Origin of the sequence: Actinoplanes sp. NPDC049598, from assembly GCF_040675435.1 — a bacterium.
In the GTDB taxonomy this organism is placed as follows: Bacteria; Actinomycetota; Actinomycetes; order Mycobacteriales; family Micromonosporaceae; genus Actinoplanes.
On the sequence record NZ_JBFAOX010000013.1, the window covers coordinates 164313 to 178953 of the forward strand.

General features: G+C 71.4%; 12 protein-coding genes and 2 pseudogenes. 4 read left to right on the top strand and 10 right to left on the bottom strand.

Going from position 1 to position 14641, the window contains the following annotated elements:
• Positions 1-12: 12 nt before the first annotated feature.
• On the top strand, positions 13-456 hold the full coding sequence (locus AB0J66_RS28475) for a hypothetical protein (protein ID WP_364666773.1): 444 nt from the start codon (positions 13-15) through the stop codon (positions 454-456).
• Here the strand turns inward: AB0J66_RS28475 and AB0J66_RS28480 are convergent.
• The 9 genes and pseudogenes from AB0J66_RS28480 to AB0J66_RS28520 form a co-directional block, all read right to left on the bottom strand.
• Positions 407-1159, bottom strand: coding sequence for a hypothetical protein (locus tag AB0J66_RS28480; protein WP_364666776.1), 753 nt, complete (start codon positions 1157-1159; stop codon positions 407-409). The two genes, AB0J66_RS28475 and AB0J66_RS28480, sit on opposite strands and share 50 nt — an antisense overlap.
• On the bottom strand, positions 1156-1656 hold the full coding sequence (locus AB0J66_RS28485) for a hypothetical protein (protein ID WP_364667099.1): 501 nt from the start codon (positions 1654-1656) through the stop codon (positions 1156-1158). Before AB0J66_RS28485 ends, AB0J66_RS28480 begins: the two co-directional genes overlap by 4 nt.
• Complete coding sequence (locus AB0J66_RS28490; RefSeq protein WP_364666779.1) at positions 1586-1996, bottom strand: NUDIX domain-containing protein; 411 nt, start codon at positions 1994-1996, stop codon at positions 1586-1588. Before AB0J66_RS28490 ends, AB0J66_RS28485 begins: the two co-directional genes overlap by 71 nt.
• A 40-nt stretch (positions 1997-2036) precedes the next feature.
• Positions 2037-2834, bottom strand: coding sequence for an SDR family oxidoreductase (locus tag AB0J66_RS28495; RefSeq protein WP_364666782.1), 798 nt, complete (start codon positions 2832-2834; stop codon positions 2037-2039).
• A 16-nt stretch (positions 2835-2850) separates the two neighbouring features.
• Positions 2851-4746, bottom strand: a complete 1896-nt coding sequence (locus tag AB0J66_RS28500) for an AMP-binding protein (RefSeq protein WP_364667083.1) — start codon at positions 4744-4746, stop codon at positions 2851-2853.
• Between the two features lie 119 nt (positions 4747-4865).
• A pseudogene (locus AB0J66_RS28505) lies at positions 4866-5324 on the bottom strand (acyl-CoA dehydrogenase family protein); the annotation flags it as partial.
• A gap of 159 nt (positions 5325-5483) precedes the next feature.
• Positions 5484-6224 (bottom strand): annotated as a pseudogene (locus AB0J66_RS28510) (acyl-CoA dehydrogenase family protein); the annotation flags it as partial.
• Positions 6225-6265: 41 nt separating this feature from the next.
• Positions 6266-7288: a MaoC/PaaZ C-terminal domain-containing protein gene (locus tag AB0J66_RS28515; protein ID WP_364666785.1), complete on the bottom strand. Its 1023-nt coding sequence runs from the start codon at positions 7286-7288 to the stop codon at positions 6266-6268.
• Positions 7285-8586: a 3-oxoacyl-ACP reductase gene (locus tag AB0J66_RS28520; protein WP_364666788.1), complete on the bottom strand. Its 1302-nt coding sequence runs from the start codon at positions 8584-8586 to the stop codon at positions 7285-7287. Before AB0J66_RS28520 ends, AB0J66_RS28515 begins: the two co-directional genes overlap by 4 nt.
• A gap of 58 nt (positions 8587-8644) precedes the next feature.
• On the opposite strand from AB0J66_RS28520, the gene AB0J66_RS28525 reads away from it, so the two are divergent.
• Entirely contained in the window at positions 8645-9928 is a 1284-nt protein-coding gene (locus AB0J66_RS28525) for an acetyl-CoA C-acetyltransferase (RefSeq protein WP_364667086.1), read from the top strand.
• Positions 9929-9938: 10 nt separating this feature from the next.
• Here the strand turns inward: AB0J66_RS28525 and AB0J66_RS28530 are convergent, their stop codons facing one another.
• Positions 9939-12185 (bottom strand): EAL domain-containing protein, encoded by a 2247-nt coding sequence (locus AB0J66_RS28530; protein ID WP_364666791.1) that lies wholly within the window; start codon positions 12183-12185, stop codon positions 9939-9941.
• Positions 12186-12349: 164 nt separating this feature from the next.
• Between AB0J66_RS28530 and AB0J66_RS28535 the strand changes: the two genes are divergently transcribed.
• Positions 12350-13939 (top strand): MFS transporter, encoded by a 1590-nt coding sequence (locus AB0J66_RS28535; RefSeq protein WP_364666794.1) that lies wholly within the window; start codon positions 12350-12352, stop codon positions 13937-13939.
• A 22-nt stretch (positions 13940-13961) separates the two neighbouring features.
• Positions 13962-14579 carry a TetR/AcrR family transcriptional regulator gene (locus AB0J66_RS28540; protein ID WP_364666797.1) on the top strand — a complete coding sequence of 206 codons (618 nt, stop codon included), beginning with the start codon at positions 13962-13964 and terminating at the stop codon, positions 14577-14579.
• Positions 14580-14641 lie beyond the last annotated feature (62 nt).

Consider the following 14641-nt stretch of genomic DNA (forward strand, 5'->3'; position numbering starts at 1 on the left):
GAGAATTTGGCCATGTTCACAGTGGAGTTCGAGCGCATCGGTTACGCCCCTTTCATCCTGCGGGCGGTGACCAGCGCGACGCGGCCTTTGCTGGTCGAGGAGGTCTACGCGGCCTGGGCCGCGTCCGTCACGTCCTCGGCCAGCCATCTCGTGCGGTGGCCCGCGCCGGGCACGGCGTTCTCGGCGTTCGAGGCCGATCTGCTCGGCCTGGTGCGCTCCGGCGAGGTGGTGATGTGCGGCGACGACGAGCCGGCGTCCCATCCGCACCACCATCTCACGCGCGGTCACGCGGGCCACGCGCCGTTCCGGCACGGCCCGGCTCCGGCGGTGCTGCGCTACCTGGCCACCCCGGCCGGCTCGGAGGCGTGGCGGGCCTCGGTCGCCGATCCGTTGCTGCGCAAGGCTTTCACCGCACTCCGGCCGCGTCGAGCACTTGCCGGATCTGGTCGCCGGTGAGCCGGCGGGCGTCGCAGGCCAGCGCGGCCAGCGCAGCGTGCTCCGGGACCGGCCGGGCGTTCTCGACGACCGGCCCCACGCCGGCCAGCGCCACCATGTCCGCCGGGTCATATCCGAGCAGGTGCGCGAAAGCCGTCACGTAAAGCGGCGTCACGACCACCCGGCCCGCCCCGAGCGACCAGATCGTCGAGTCGGAGACGTACGGGCCGCCGGCGATCTTGCGCATCACCCACGCGTTGTGCGGCTTGATGTTGCGGTTCTTGGCCAGGCGCACCAGCAGCGCCCCGGGCGACTCCGGAAACCCGTCGGCCGGCGCCGGCTCGGTGCGCGGCTCCACCGGCATCGCCCGGATCAGCTCGCCCAGCTCCGCGATCCGTTCCCGGCTCAACGGCGCGACCTGCCGGAGCAGATACCCGACATCCCACGGCTTGGTCGGCCACGCCGACGCCTCGCCCAGGGGCACCGGCAACCCGGCGATGACGTAGAGGTCGGCGAGCGGGATGTTGAGCACCGGCGCCAGCCGCTCCATCAGCTCCCCACTCGGCACCGCGCCGTCGACCACCGCTTGCAGCTCCGCTTCTCCCACTCCCGCCACCGAGGCAGTACGCAACACCATCTCTTCCACTGTCGTCGCCACCGTCGGCCGCCGATGCGCCAGCAGCCGCCACAGCCGCATTCCGAACGGCGATCGTTCGTCCGTCATCGAGCCCCTCTCGGTGACTTTTCGTAGAGTGGCTCGATGCCGTGCCGGTCCCGCAGACCGGGCAGCGGATCCGGCGTCGTCGAGCGGCGTTTCGGCCAGATGCCGGCCACCTCGGCCGGCGAGTTCGGGCCCGGGACGTCGTAGGGGCCACCGCGCGGGTAGACGGTCAGGGTCGCTCCCCAACCGGGGGCGGAGACCCAGCCCATGCGTTCGATCTGCGACCAGTCGTAGGAGCGGCGCAGCCCCCGACGATTCCGGATCAGGATCCCCTGGTCGTCGGCTAGGACAGCGTTGCGCCGGCGGACCAGGGCGACGATCAGGGCCGCGACGACGAGACCGAGCACGGTGGTGAGGTAAGCCCCGTAGTAGACGACCACCACGATCGTGAGAGCGGCCGGGAGCAGAACACCCGGCCACATGCGCGACTCACCCAGCACGACAACCTCGCCGACCGGGACGGCCTCCTCGTTCGGCACCATGTCTTCGTCCTCCCGCAACAGCGCCTCCCAGCACCTGTTCCCTCACCATTGCCCCGCCGCTGCCCGGCCGGCGGGGCGCCCGAAACGCTGTCGGCGGCTCATGGACCGCTGAGGAGATCGGCCAGGCCGGCTGGGTAGAGCGGGCGAGCACACCCAGCCGGCGCACGTCGAGAAGCTCGACCGCCAGCTCCTCCAGCAGCTCGCGGCGTAAGGCCGACTCGGCCGTCTCACCGAACTCGATGCCCCCGCCCAGGGGACGGTAGAACGTCTGGCCCCTGGGCGGATCGTGGTACTCGAGGACGAGCAGATCCTCACCACGGCGTGGCGTGGCGAGGGCGATCGGACGGATCGGCGACATCCGCTGAAGCTACCCGAGCCGGCAAGCAGCCGCCCATGTCCTAGATGGACAAATCGTGGCGGCGGTGGGTCAGGCGTTCCGCGAGGAAGGTCGGGGCCACGCGGCGAAGGGCGAAGACGACCGGCGCATTACTGCCGACCGCGTAGCGCTGGCGCGGGCGGGCGGCCTTGATGGCGGTGAGAATGGTCTGGGCGACCCGGGCCGGTGGCGTGCCGGCGCGTTCGTTGCGGTCCAGGGCGGCCAGCATGGCCTCGAAACGCTTGCGGTGCGGCGATGACGGCGAGATGTACGTGGTGCGGCGTTCGCTGAGGCCGGTGGCGATCGAGCCGGGCTCGACGGTGGTCAGCCAGACGCCGTACGGCGAGAACTCGTGCCGGGCGCCGTTGCTGAAGCCCTTGATGGCGGCCTTGGAGGCGACGTACGACGAGCGGTAGGCCAGCGGGAACGACGCCAGCATGGAGCCGACCATCACCACCCGGCCGTAACCGCGTTCCCGCATGCCGGGCAGCGCGAGCTGGGTCAGGCGTACCGGGCCGTGGACGTTGATCTCGAAGAGCCGCCGCAGCGCGTCGCCCGGCAGCTCCTCGAAGGGGCCCGACTGGCTCTCGCCCGCGTTGTTCACCAGCACGTCGACGGTGGCCAGCGGGCCGGCCAGCGCCTCGATCGACTCGGGGTCGGTGAGGTCCAGCGACAGGTATTCGACCCCGGGCAGCGGCGACGGGACCGACGACGGGTCGCGGGACGTCCCGAGAACCCGGTAGCCGGCCGCGACCAGGGCCGACGCCGTCTCCCGCCCGATGCCCGACGAGGCCCCGGTGACCAGTGCAGTGCGCTCCATCAATGCACCATAGCGATCACGGACGAGGAAGGTCGCGGGTGATGACCTTGCCGGTGGCGTTGCGGGGCAGGGCGTCGAGGAACACCACGTCGCGCGGCACGCAGAATCGGGCGCGGTGCGCGCGCACATGGGCCCGGATCTCGTCCTCGTCCAGGGCGGCGCCCGGCTGCGCGACGACATAGGCCGCCAGCCGCTGCCCGTACGTCTCGTCGGGAACCCCGATCACCGCGACCTCACGCACCCGCGGAAGATCCGCCAGAAGGTTCTCGACCTCGGACGGGAAGACGTTCTCGCCACCCGACACGATCATGTCGTCGGCCCGGCCGTCGATGAACACCCGGCCCGCCTCGTCCAGGTGACCCACGTCGCCGATGGCCAGCAGTCCGTCGCGCACCTCGCGGCCCGCCGCGTTCGTGTAGCCCTCGAACAACATCTCGTTGCCCACGAACAGCCGCCCCGGCGTCCCGGCGGGCACCGGCTCACCCGCGTCGTCGAGCACCCGCACCACCGTCCCGTGCGGCGGCCGCCCCGCCGTCGCCGGCGCCGCGCGCAGATCGGCCGGGGTGGCGATCGACGCCCAGGACGCCTCCGTCGACCCGTACAGGTTGTAGAGGATGTCGCCGTACCGGTCCATGAACCGCGTGGCCAGCCCACCGGGCAGGGCCGAACCACTGACGGCCGTCACCCTGAGCGGCACCTCCCGCGCCGGCTGCTCCATGAGCTGCTGCAGCATGACCGGTACGCCGACAAGCGCCGAACAATCCTCGCGGCGAACCGTTTCGAGGACATCCGCCGCGTCGAACCGCCGCCGCAGCACGATGGTCGCCCGCAACGCGAGCCCGATCTGCAACGCCGCAAACCCCCACGCGTGAAACAACGGCGCCGCGATCAGCATCCGAACCCCGGCCCGCAACGGAATCCGGTCAATGATCGAACACAACGGCGAAAACCCACCCGGCGTAGGCCGCCGAGCCCCCTTGGGCGTCCCCGTGGTCCCCGACGTCAACACGATCGTCCGCCCCGCCCTGACCGGAGGCCGCAGGTCACCCCCGCCCGACCGCGCGATCAGCCTCTCAATGTCACCCTCCCCCAGCAGCACACACTTCGCGCCTGACGGCCCGCCCCCACCAGCGCACTCGGCCCCCGCTGCGGGCCCGTCCCCATACGGGGACTCGCCCCCACCCGCGGTCCCGTTGCCACCCGCCGGCCCGTCTCCACCTGCGGACCCGTCACCATCCGCCGGCCCGTTCCCACCAAGGGACCCGTCCCCAGCCGCTGACTCGCCGCCACCCGCGGGCCGGTTCCCAGCCGCGAACTCGCCGCCACGCCCGGGTCCGTCCTCACCGGCGGACTCACCGCGACCCGCGAACTCGCCGCCACCCCCGGGTCCGTTCCCACCCGCCGGCCCGCCCTCCCCAAGGGGGCCCCCGCCAGCACAGTCATCCTCCCGCGGATCGCCAAGATCCCGCTCGCTGCCTGTGGACAACGTCGCGGCTGTCGCTTTTGGCAGGATGCTGAGGAACTCCGTGTCGTGGATCAGCGCCTTCAGCTGCTGGTTCTCGATGACGGCGCTCAGCTGGGCGGCGGACAGACCGGTGTTGATCAGGACGGGGTCGGCGCCCAGCTGAGTGAGGGCGATGAGAGTTTCGATCATCGAGGTCGAGTTGCGGCGGAGCAGGCCGACGCGGTCGCCGGGGGTGAACGGCAAGGCGGCGGCCAGCCGGGAGGAGCGGGCGAGCAGCTCGGCATAGGTGGTGGAGCCGGTCTCGTCGATGACAGCAGTCCGGCCGGGGCTTCGGGCGGCGGCCTGGCGGAGCTCGCCGGCCAGACCGAAGCCCCAGCGGTGCAGGGCGGCGAATTGCCGGGTTATGCGGATGGGGTTGCCGGGGGTCAACAGGCCGCGGCGCGCCATCGTCCGCAGGACGAATGATTTGCCAGGGGTCAGCAGACCGCGGCGGGCCACCGTGCGGCGGGCGGAGGGGTTGCCGCGGGCCAGCAGACCGCGGCGGGCCATCGTGCGGAGGCCGAACATCAGCGGATCTGCATGCCGGTGATGGCTCGGGCGATCACCAGCCGCTGGATCTCGGAGGTGCCCTCGAAGATGGTGTAGATCTTCGCGTCCCGGTACATGCGCTCCACCGGGTGGTCGCGCAGGTAGCCCGCGCCGCCGAGGATCTGCACGGCCTTCTCGGTCACGGCCACGGCGACCTCGCCCGCCTTCAGCTTCGACATGGAGCCCTCACCGGCGTCGAACGGCTTGTCGTTGCGGCCCATCCACGCCGCCCGCCAGACCAGCAGCCGCGCGGCGTCGATCTCGGTCTTCATGTCGGCCAGCGCGAAGGCGATCGCCTGGTTCTCCACGATCGGCCGCCCGAACTGCACCCGCTCCCGGGCGTACGACAGCGCATATTCATATGCCGCCCGCGCGATCCCGATCGCCTGCGCGCCCACCGCCGGCCGCGACAATTCGAACGTCCGCATCGCCGCCTGCCGTCCCGAGTCCCCCTGCCGCGGCGCCCGCGACCCACCGTCCGCCCGCGCGCCGGCCGGCGCTGAAGCCGGGCCACCCAGGCCGTCCGGGGCTGGAGCCGTGACACCCGCGCCGTCTTGCGCTGAAGCCGCGACGTCCGCGCCGGCCGAGCGTGAAGCCTGCTTCGAGCGGGCGCGGGCGAGGCGCTCGTCGAGAGCATCCTTGCCGCCCAGCAGGCAGGAGCCGGGGACGCGGACGTCGTCGAGGAAGACGTCGGCGGTGTGGGAGGCGCGCAGGCCGAGTTTACGGAGCTTCCTCGAGCCGGCCAGGCCCGGGGTGCCCGGGGGGACGATGAACGCGGCCTGGCCGCGCGAGCCGAGGGACGGGTCGACCGAGGCGGTCACCACATGGACCTCGGCGATGCCGCCGTTCGTGGCGTACGCCTTCTGGCCGCTCAACACCCATTCGTCGGTGGCTTCCGAATAAACCGCCCGGGTCCGCATGGCGCCCACATCGGAGCCGGCCTCGGGCTCGGTCGAGCAGAACGCCGCGACGGCCGGTGCGGCCGGGTCGCCGAAGCATTGCGGCACCCATTCGACCAGTTGTTCCGGCGTGCCCGAGCCATAGATGGCCGCCACCGCCAGGGACGTGCCGGAAATGGCCATTCCGATGCCGCCGTCGCCCCAGAACAGTTCCTCGTTGGCGATCGGCAACGACAGCCCGGCCATGTCCGACCAGGCGTTGACGAGGAACTCGAACCCGTACAGCCCGATCTTCGCCGCCTCTTGCAGGACGGGCCAGGGCATTTCCTCGCGCTCGTCCCATTCCGCGGCGGCGGGCCGGATCACGCCCTCGGCGAAGCCGTGTACCCATTCGCGCAGGTCGTTTTGCTCTTCGTTCAGATCGAGCCAGAACTCCATGCGAGACCTTCCCAGCCACGGGGGTTTACTCGCCGGTAACCTTACGCAGGCGTAAGTTGGCCCGCAAGATGGGGACGCTTGCCGTAAACGCCGAAATTCCCGGCGTCGTCGGCCCAGAACGAGACCTTCCCCGGCAGCAGAATCGGCTGCCTGAAGGCGACGTCCACGATGTACGCCGGCGGCAGTCGCCCCTCGAAGAACGCCAGGCACCGGGCCAGGGTCCACATCCCGTGCGCGATCGGCCGCGGAAACCCGAACAGCCGCGCTCCGACCCGCGACGTATGAATCGGATTCCGATCCCCGCTTGCCGCGGCATAGGCCCCACCGACGCTCACCGGCACCCGCCACACCGCCGACGCCGCCGGCAATGACGAGAGGGGCTGCATCGAGGAGGAGGGGCGCGGCGCCGGCGAAAGGGCGGAGGAGGAAGTGTGGGACGCCAACGAAGAGGGGGCGGAAGCGGGGGGAGGCGCCGGCGAAAGGGACGGCCCAGGCGGGGGCGGCACCGTCGACGAGGCCGGGACCGCAGACAAAGGGGTCGGCGCAGGTGAGGGCGCCGCCGCGGGGGAAGAGGATGGCGCCACGGAGGAGGACGGCGGGCGGCCGGAACGGGAGAGATATGTCGACACGCTTGACCACACCTCAGCGCCCTCGACCGAGGCGGAGACGTGGATGTCCACCTGCCGGCCCCGATGGTGGGGTCTTAGATCGGCGGCCGTTACCGAGAGGTCCATCCGGTCCGACGCCAGTAGCGGGCGGGTTGTGGTGATGCGGTTGGCGATGTGGACCAGCCCCACGGCGGGCAACGGGAAGTCCGGCGCCGTCAGGAGCCGCATGACGGTCGGGAAAGCCAGCACCTGCGGATAGGTCGCCGGCAATACGTCCGAGAGCCGGAACCCGCACACCCGGTCGTAGGACGCGAGATGATCACGGTCCACCACCACTCCGCGCCGGACCAGCTCCACCGCCGGCAGATCATCCCGTCGCGCGCGTGGAATCAACCCGAGCGCCGCCCGCAGCGTGTTCCCGCCCGGATCCGACGACAGGTCCTCGACGGCCATCACGCCCCCAACAGGCTCTGCCCGCAAACGCGTACGACATTGCCCGTGATGGTCCCCGACCCCGGCGAGGCGAACCACGCGATCGTCTCCGCCACGTCCACCGGCAGCCCGCCTTGCGACATGCTGTTCATCCGCCGCCCGGCCTCGCGCAGCCCCAACGGCATCTTCGCCGTCATCGCCGTTTCGATGAAGCCCGGCGCCACCGCGTTGATCGTGATTCCCTTTTCCAGCAGGGACGGCGCGGACGACTGCACGAGCCCGATCACCCCCGCCTTGCTGGTGGCGTAATTCGTCTGCCCGCGGTTCCCGGCGATGCCCGCGATCGAGGACACCCCGACGATCCGCCCGCCTTCACGAAGCAGGCCGTGGGACAGCAACGCCGCATTGATCCGCGAAGGCGCGACCAGATTGACCCCGAGAACGCTGTCCCACCCCGCGGCGTCCATTTTGGCGATGGTTCGATCCCGCGTGATCCCCGCGTTGTGGACCAGGATGTCGAGCGGCCCACTCAGGTAGGCCGCCAGCCTTTCCCCCGCCCCGTCCGCGGTCAGATCCAGCTGCAGCGCCCGGCCGCGTACGTCATTGGCCACCCCGGCCAGCGCGTCCCCGGCCGCCGGCACGTCCAGGGCGATCACGTCCGCCCCGTCCCTCGCCAGCACCTTGGCGATCGCCGCCCCGATCCCGCGCGCCGCCCCCGTGACCAGCGCCGTCTTCCCTTCGAGGGGCCGATCCCAGTCGGCCGGCGCCGGCGGCGTCCCCGCGCCGACGACCACGACCTGACCTGAGACGTACGCCGAACGACCGCTCAGCAAGAAGCGCAGCGTCGACTCGATCGCCCCTTCTCCGCCCGGCGCCACATACACGAGCTGACTGGTGATCCCGCGCCCGAACTCCTTGCCGATGCTGCGCGTCAGCCCTTCCAGCGCCCGCTGCGCGACACCGCCCGCCGCGTCCCCGAAGACGATCACCCGCCCCGACCGCACCAGCGACCGGGCCACCGGGTGGAAGAAGTCGTACAGCGCGCGCAGCTCTTCGACGTCCTTGATCCCGGTCGCGTCGAACACCAGCGCCCCGTGGCTGTCCGCCGCCGCATCGAGCACCTCAGTACCCGTACCGCCAAGGATCTTGCGAATGTGATCTGCCAGCCGCCCACCCGGCGCCGCGCCGAGCAGCACCGGACCCGCCGCCACCGGATCGCCCGGCTGGTATCGGCGCAGCCGCGGCGGATCGGGCAGCCCGAGGCGCTTGACGAGGTTCCGGCCCGGCGCGGAGTTCGCGAAACTCGCGTACCTGTCACCCATGGGCCGCAGCCTACTCGGCGGCCCGCTTGGTAGCCTACTCATCGGTAGCTATTGACCACTGGAGGCAGTCGTGCCACGCAAGGTCGCCATCCTCGGGGGCAACCGGATCCCGTTCGCCCGCTCGAACGGCAGGTACGCCCGGGCGTCGAACCAGGACATGCTCACCGCCGCCCTCGACGGCCTGGTCGCCCGCTTCGGGCTGGCCGGCGCGCGGCTGGGCGAGGTGGTCGCGGGCGCGGTGCTCAAGCACTCGCGCGACTTCAACCTCACGCGTGAGGTCGTCCTCGGCTCGCGGCTCGACGCGACCACCCCGGCCTACGACGTGCAGCAGGCCTGCGGCACCGGTCTGGAGGCGGCGATCCTGGTCGGCAACAAGATCGCGCTGGGTCAGATCGAGGCGGGTGTGGCCGGCGGCGTCGACACCACCTCCGACGCGCCGCTTCAGGTCAACGACGACCTGCGCCGTACGCTGCTGGAGCTGAACCGGGCCCGTTCGCTCGGGGAGCGGCTCAAGGTCCTCGCCAGGGTGAACCCGGTCAAGGCGTTCCAGCCCGACGTGCCCCGCAACGCCGAGCCGCGCACCGGCCTGTCCATGGGCGAGCACGCGGCCATCACGGCCGTGCGCTGGCACGTCGACCGCCAGGCCCAGGACGAGTTGGCGCTCGCTTCCCACCAGCGCCTCGCGCACGCGTACGACCAGGGCTTCTTCGATGATCTGGTGACGCCTTACCTGGGGCTGACCCGCGACCAGAACCTGCGGGCCGACACCAGCCTGGAGAAGCTGGGCAAGCTCAAGCCGGTCTTCGGCGGGGCCAACGGCACGATGACCGCGGGCAACTCGTCGCCGCTGACCGACGGCGCCTCGACCGTGCTGCTGAGCTCGGAGGAGTGGGCCGACGAGCACCACCTGCCGGTGCAGGCCTACCTGGTCGACAGCGAGGTCGCGGCGGTCGACTACGTGCACGGCGACGAGGGCCTGCTGATGGCCCCGGCCTACGCCGTGCCCCGCCTGCTGGCCCGCAACGGCCTGACCCTGCAGGACTTCGACTACTACGAGATCCACGAGGCGTTCGCCTCGCAGGTGCTGGCCACCCTGGCCGCCTGGGAGTCGCCCGAGTTCGCCAAGGAGCGCCTGGGCCTGGACGCCCCGCTCGGCTCGATCGACCGGGCCAAGCTCAACGTGCACGGCTCGAGCCTGGCCGCCGGTCACCCCTTCGCGGCGACCGGCGGCCGGATCGTGGCCACCCTGGCCAAGCTGCTGGCGCAGAAGGGTTCAGGCCGGGGCCTGATCTCCATCTGCGCCGCCGGCGGCCAGGGCGTCGTGGCGATCCTGGAGCGCTGATCGAGCCGGTTCAGCTCGCCAGCTGCCGGGTACGGGCCGGCTCGGGGAACGGGAGCATCAGCTCGAACTCCGAGGCGGGCAGCGGCCGGCCGAACAGGAAACCCTGGCACGACTCGCACTCGGCGGCCTGCAGCGCCTTCCAGTCCTCGGGGTCCTCGACGCCCTCGGCCACCACGGTCATGTTCAGCGACCGGGCCAGCCACAGCACGGCCGAGATGATCGAGGACTTGCGCGGGTCGGCGGCCAGGCCGGCCACGAACGAGCGGTCGAGCTTGACCACGTCCGCCGGCACCGACTGCAGCCAGGTCAGCGAGCTGTACCCGGTGCCGAAGTCGTCCAGCGCGACCCGCACGCCGAGCGCCTTGAGCGCCTCGAGCCGCTCCCGGACGTCGACCGAGGAGCCCAGCAGGGCGGTCTCGGTGATCTCCAGGACCACCCGGGACGGGTCCAGACCGGGGTACTCGGCCAGCACCGCGGCCACCGTGGCCACGAAGTCCGGCTCGTTCAGCTGGCGCGGGCTGACATTGATCGAGATGTACGGCAGCTGGTTGCGCCAGGTCATCAGGTGGCGCACGGCCAGGCGCAGCACGTGCTCGCCGAGCGGGACGATCAGGCCGGTCTCCTCGGCGGCCGGGATGAAGTGACCCGGGCCGAGCAGGGTGCCCTCGGGCGTGAACATGCGGACCAGGGCCTCGGCGCCGACGATGCGGCCGGTGGCGGTGGACACGATCGGCTGGAACCAGACCGGCAGCGAGGCCTCGCGGTCGCCGGCCAGGGCGGCCCGCAGACGGGCCTCGGCCGCGATCCGCTCCTTGACCGCCACCCGCATCTCGTCGCTGAAGACCTGCAGACGGTTGCCGCCGGCGCGCTTGGCCGCGTACATCGCGGTGTCGGCGGCCAGCATCGTGTCCTCGGCCTGCTCCGGCGCGCGGCCCAGAGCCATGCCGACGCTGATCGAGATCTGGATGTGACCGCTGCTCAGGGTGAGCGGCTCGGCGAAGGCGGCCAGGATCTCGCGGCCCACCTTGCAGCCGGCGTCGACCGGCCCGGCCAGGGCCACCACGAACTCGTCGCCGCCGAGACGGGCGACCAGCGCGCCGGTGGGCACGGTGGCCTCCAGGCGGGTGGCCAGGGCGCGCAGCAGCTCGTCGCCGGCCGCGTGACCGAGGCCGTCGTTGATCGACTTGAAGCGGTCGATGTCGAGGTAGAGCACCGAGACGGGGCCGCTGCGCTCGGCCAGCAGGTCGGTCAGGTCGCCCTCGAAGCCCGGGCGTGACAGCAGGCCGGTGAGCGCGTCGTGGCGTACCTGGTGGCGCAGCTCCTCCTCGTGCAGGCGGCTGTCGGTGACGTCCAGGCAGTGCACGAAGACCATCTCGAGGTTGCCCGCGGCGTCGCGCAGGCCGGTGCTGTGCACCTCGATCCACATGATCGAGCCGTCGTCGCGCCGCTGGTACTGACGGGTCAGCACGGCCGAGTCGGGAGCGGCCAGCAGCTCGCCGAGCGCGCTGCCCTTGGGGTCGAGCGACACGATCGGCAGGTCGCTGACCCGGAAGCCGGCCGGCAGCTCGTCCGGCAGGCGCAGCCAGCTGCGGTAGGCGGAGTTGGTGCGCAGCAGAACACCGTCGGGCGAGATCATCGCCATCGGGACCGGGGTCTCGTCGAAGGCCACGCCCAGCTGGGCCTGGCTCTTGTCCAGGCTGGCCTGGGCCCGGGCCTCCTCGGCCTCGGTCAGGCGCCACGCCACCACCTGGAAGGCGGCGGCGAACAGCACGGCGACACCGTGGATCACGGCCCAGAACAGCGGGTGCTGCTGGGCCGAGTGGTGGCCGTAGGTCGCCTCGGCGTCGAAGATGCCGAACGCGGCGTGGTGGAACACGGTGGTCACCAGGACCATGCCGAACGGCGCCCAGTCGCGGTAGAGGGCCAGCGCCGCGACCGTGACGAAGAACGTGAAGTGGGCCTCGGTCTGGCCGTGGCACATCACCACGAAGTCCGCGCATCCGGCGGTGAAGCCGAACGACACGAACGACGAGGGCAGCCGCCGGCCGCGGCACAGCCGGCCGGCGACCACGGCGGCCAGGGTCAGCATGAGCAGCACGAGGGCGAGCGGGTTGCCGAGCTCGTCCCGCCAAGCGCCGAAGACGGTGAGGCCACCCACGAAGCCGGCGAGGATGAGCGTCAGCAGCCGGTGACGGCGTGCCCAGTCCTCGTCGCGGAGTCCCCCACCGGCCGGAAGCCAGCTCCTGATGTTCAGCATGCTCCGAAGATCGGCCCGCCGAGGTGCCGGTCACGCTTCCGGCCGGGTGCGCGACGGTTGCAATCGTGACCGGCCCCACATTCCGATACGGATACGTCTCGTTTCGCTTAGGCTGACCCACGAATACGGAACAGTCTCGTATCGAAACGTGGGGGAAACACCAGATGGACGCAACCGTGCAGGCTCCCGCCGGGCACCCCCGGCGCTGGGCCATCCTCGGTGTCCTGGTCATCAGCTTGCTGGTGGTCGTGCTGGACAACACCATCTTGAACGTCGCCTTGCGGACGATCGCCGACCCGGTGCACGGTCTCGGCGCGACGCAGAGCGAGCTCGAATGGTCGATCAACTCGTACACGCTGGTCTTCGCCGGCCTGCTGTTCACCGCGGGCATCCTGGCCGACCGGCTCGGCCGCCGCATCACCCTGGTCACCGGCCTGGCCATCTTTGCCATCGCCTCGCTGGTCTCGACCTACGCCGACTCGGCCAACCAGCTCATCGCCGCCCGCGCCCTGATGGGCCTGGGCGCCGCGGCCGTCATGCCGGCCACCCTGTCGATCATCGCCAACGTCTTCGAGCCGCGTGAGCGCGGCCGCGCCATCGGCGTGTGGGCCGGCGCGGTCGGCCTCGGCGTGGCCATCGGCCCGATCCTGGGCGGCCTGCTGCTCGAGCACTTCTGGTGGGGCTCGGTCTTCCTGATCAACGTGCCGATCGCGGCCGCCGGCGTCGTGCTCGTGCTGGCGCTCGTGCCCGAGTCGCGCGACCCGCGGCCCAACCGCATCGACTTCGTCGGCGTCATCCTCTCCATCATCGGCCTCACCCTGCTCACCTACGGTGTGATCGAGGGCGGCGACGCCGGCTTCGGCGACCCGAAGTCGTGGGGCACGCTGATCGGCGCGGCCGTCGTACTGGCCGGCTTCATCTTCTGGGAGCTGCGGGTCGAGTTTCCGTCGCTGGACGTCCGGCTGTTCAAGAACCGGCAGTTCTCCGCCTCGACCGGCGTGATCGGCCTGATCTTCTTCGCCGCCATGGGCTCGATGTTCTTCGGCGCGTTCTACCTGCAGCTGGTGCGGGGCTACGGCCCGCTCGCGTCCGGCGCGCTGTTCGTCCCGTTCGCCGTGGCCCAGATGGTCTTCGCCCCGCGCAGCGCCGCCATGGTCAAGCGGTTCGGCCCCAAGGCGGTCAGCACGACCGGCTTGATCCTGGTCGCCGTCGGCCTCGCGGCCTGGCTGTTCGTCGGCGAGACGACGCCCATCTGGGTCGTCGGTGCGGCGTTCTTCATCATGGGCATCGGCATGGCCAACGTGATGCCGCCCGCCACCGAGTCGATCATGGCGGCGCTCCCCCGGGAGAAGGCCGGCGTCGGCTCGGCTGTCAGCAACACGATCCGCCAGCTCGGCGGCGCGCTCGGCGTGGCCGCGCTCGGTGCGGTGCTGTCCTCGGTCTACCGCGACCAGCTCGGCTCGGCCACCGACGGCCTGCCCGGCCCGGTCGCCGACGCCGCCCGCGAGTCCATCTCCGGGGCGTACGGCGTGGCCGCCCAGGCCGGTCCGGCGGCGGGCGACCTGCTGTCGAGCGCCAACGAGTCGTTCGTCACCGCGATGCACTGGGCCTCGGCCGGCTCGATGGTGTTCGCCCTGCTCGGCGCGCTGGTCGCGCTGATCTGGATCCCCGGCCAGCGCCCGGCCGGCGCGCCCGCTCCGACCAGCTCCGAGGGGCTGGCCGAGGAGCAGGGCGTGGAACTGGTCGAAGCGTGACACGTCGGTAACAATGAACGACATGACTACGGCAGAGACCGCCCAGGAGCGCAAGGCTCCTGGGCGGCCCCGCAACGCGCAGGCGGACGAGGCGATCCTCGACGCCGTCCTCGACCTGCTGGCCGAGGGCTCCAGCGCCGCCGCCATCTCGATCGAGGCGGTCGCCGCCCGGGCCGGGGTCGGCAAGGCCACCATCTACCGGCGCTGGCCCAACAAGGATGCGCTGCTGATGGACGCGATCCGGGGGATGAAAGGCCCGCTGCCCGAGCCCGCCGGGCACTCGGTCCGCGACGACCTGATCATGCTGATCAAGGCCAACCGTAAGGGCCGGGCCCAGCGCTACAGCAAGGTCACGGCCTGCCTGCTGCCGGAGTTCCTGCGCGACGACAACCTGTTCGACATGTGGCAGGCGGTCATGGAGCCCCGGCGCGACGTCACCCGCGGGGTGCTGCGCCGCGGCATCGAGACCGGGGAGCTGCGGGCCGACCTCGACATCGAGCTGGCGGTGCTGATGGTGACGGCGCCGTCGATGATGCACGGCATGCTCCGCTGGGCACCCAAGGTGCCCGAGGAGGGCTTCGCCGAGTCCCTGGTCGACGCTTTCCTCCGCGGAGCCGCCGCGGCTGAGCCTGCCAGTTGAGGCAGAGCGCGGCCGGGCCGCTGCCGCTCCCCTTGAAGGGGAACGACCCCCCGTTACCGATC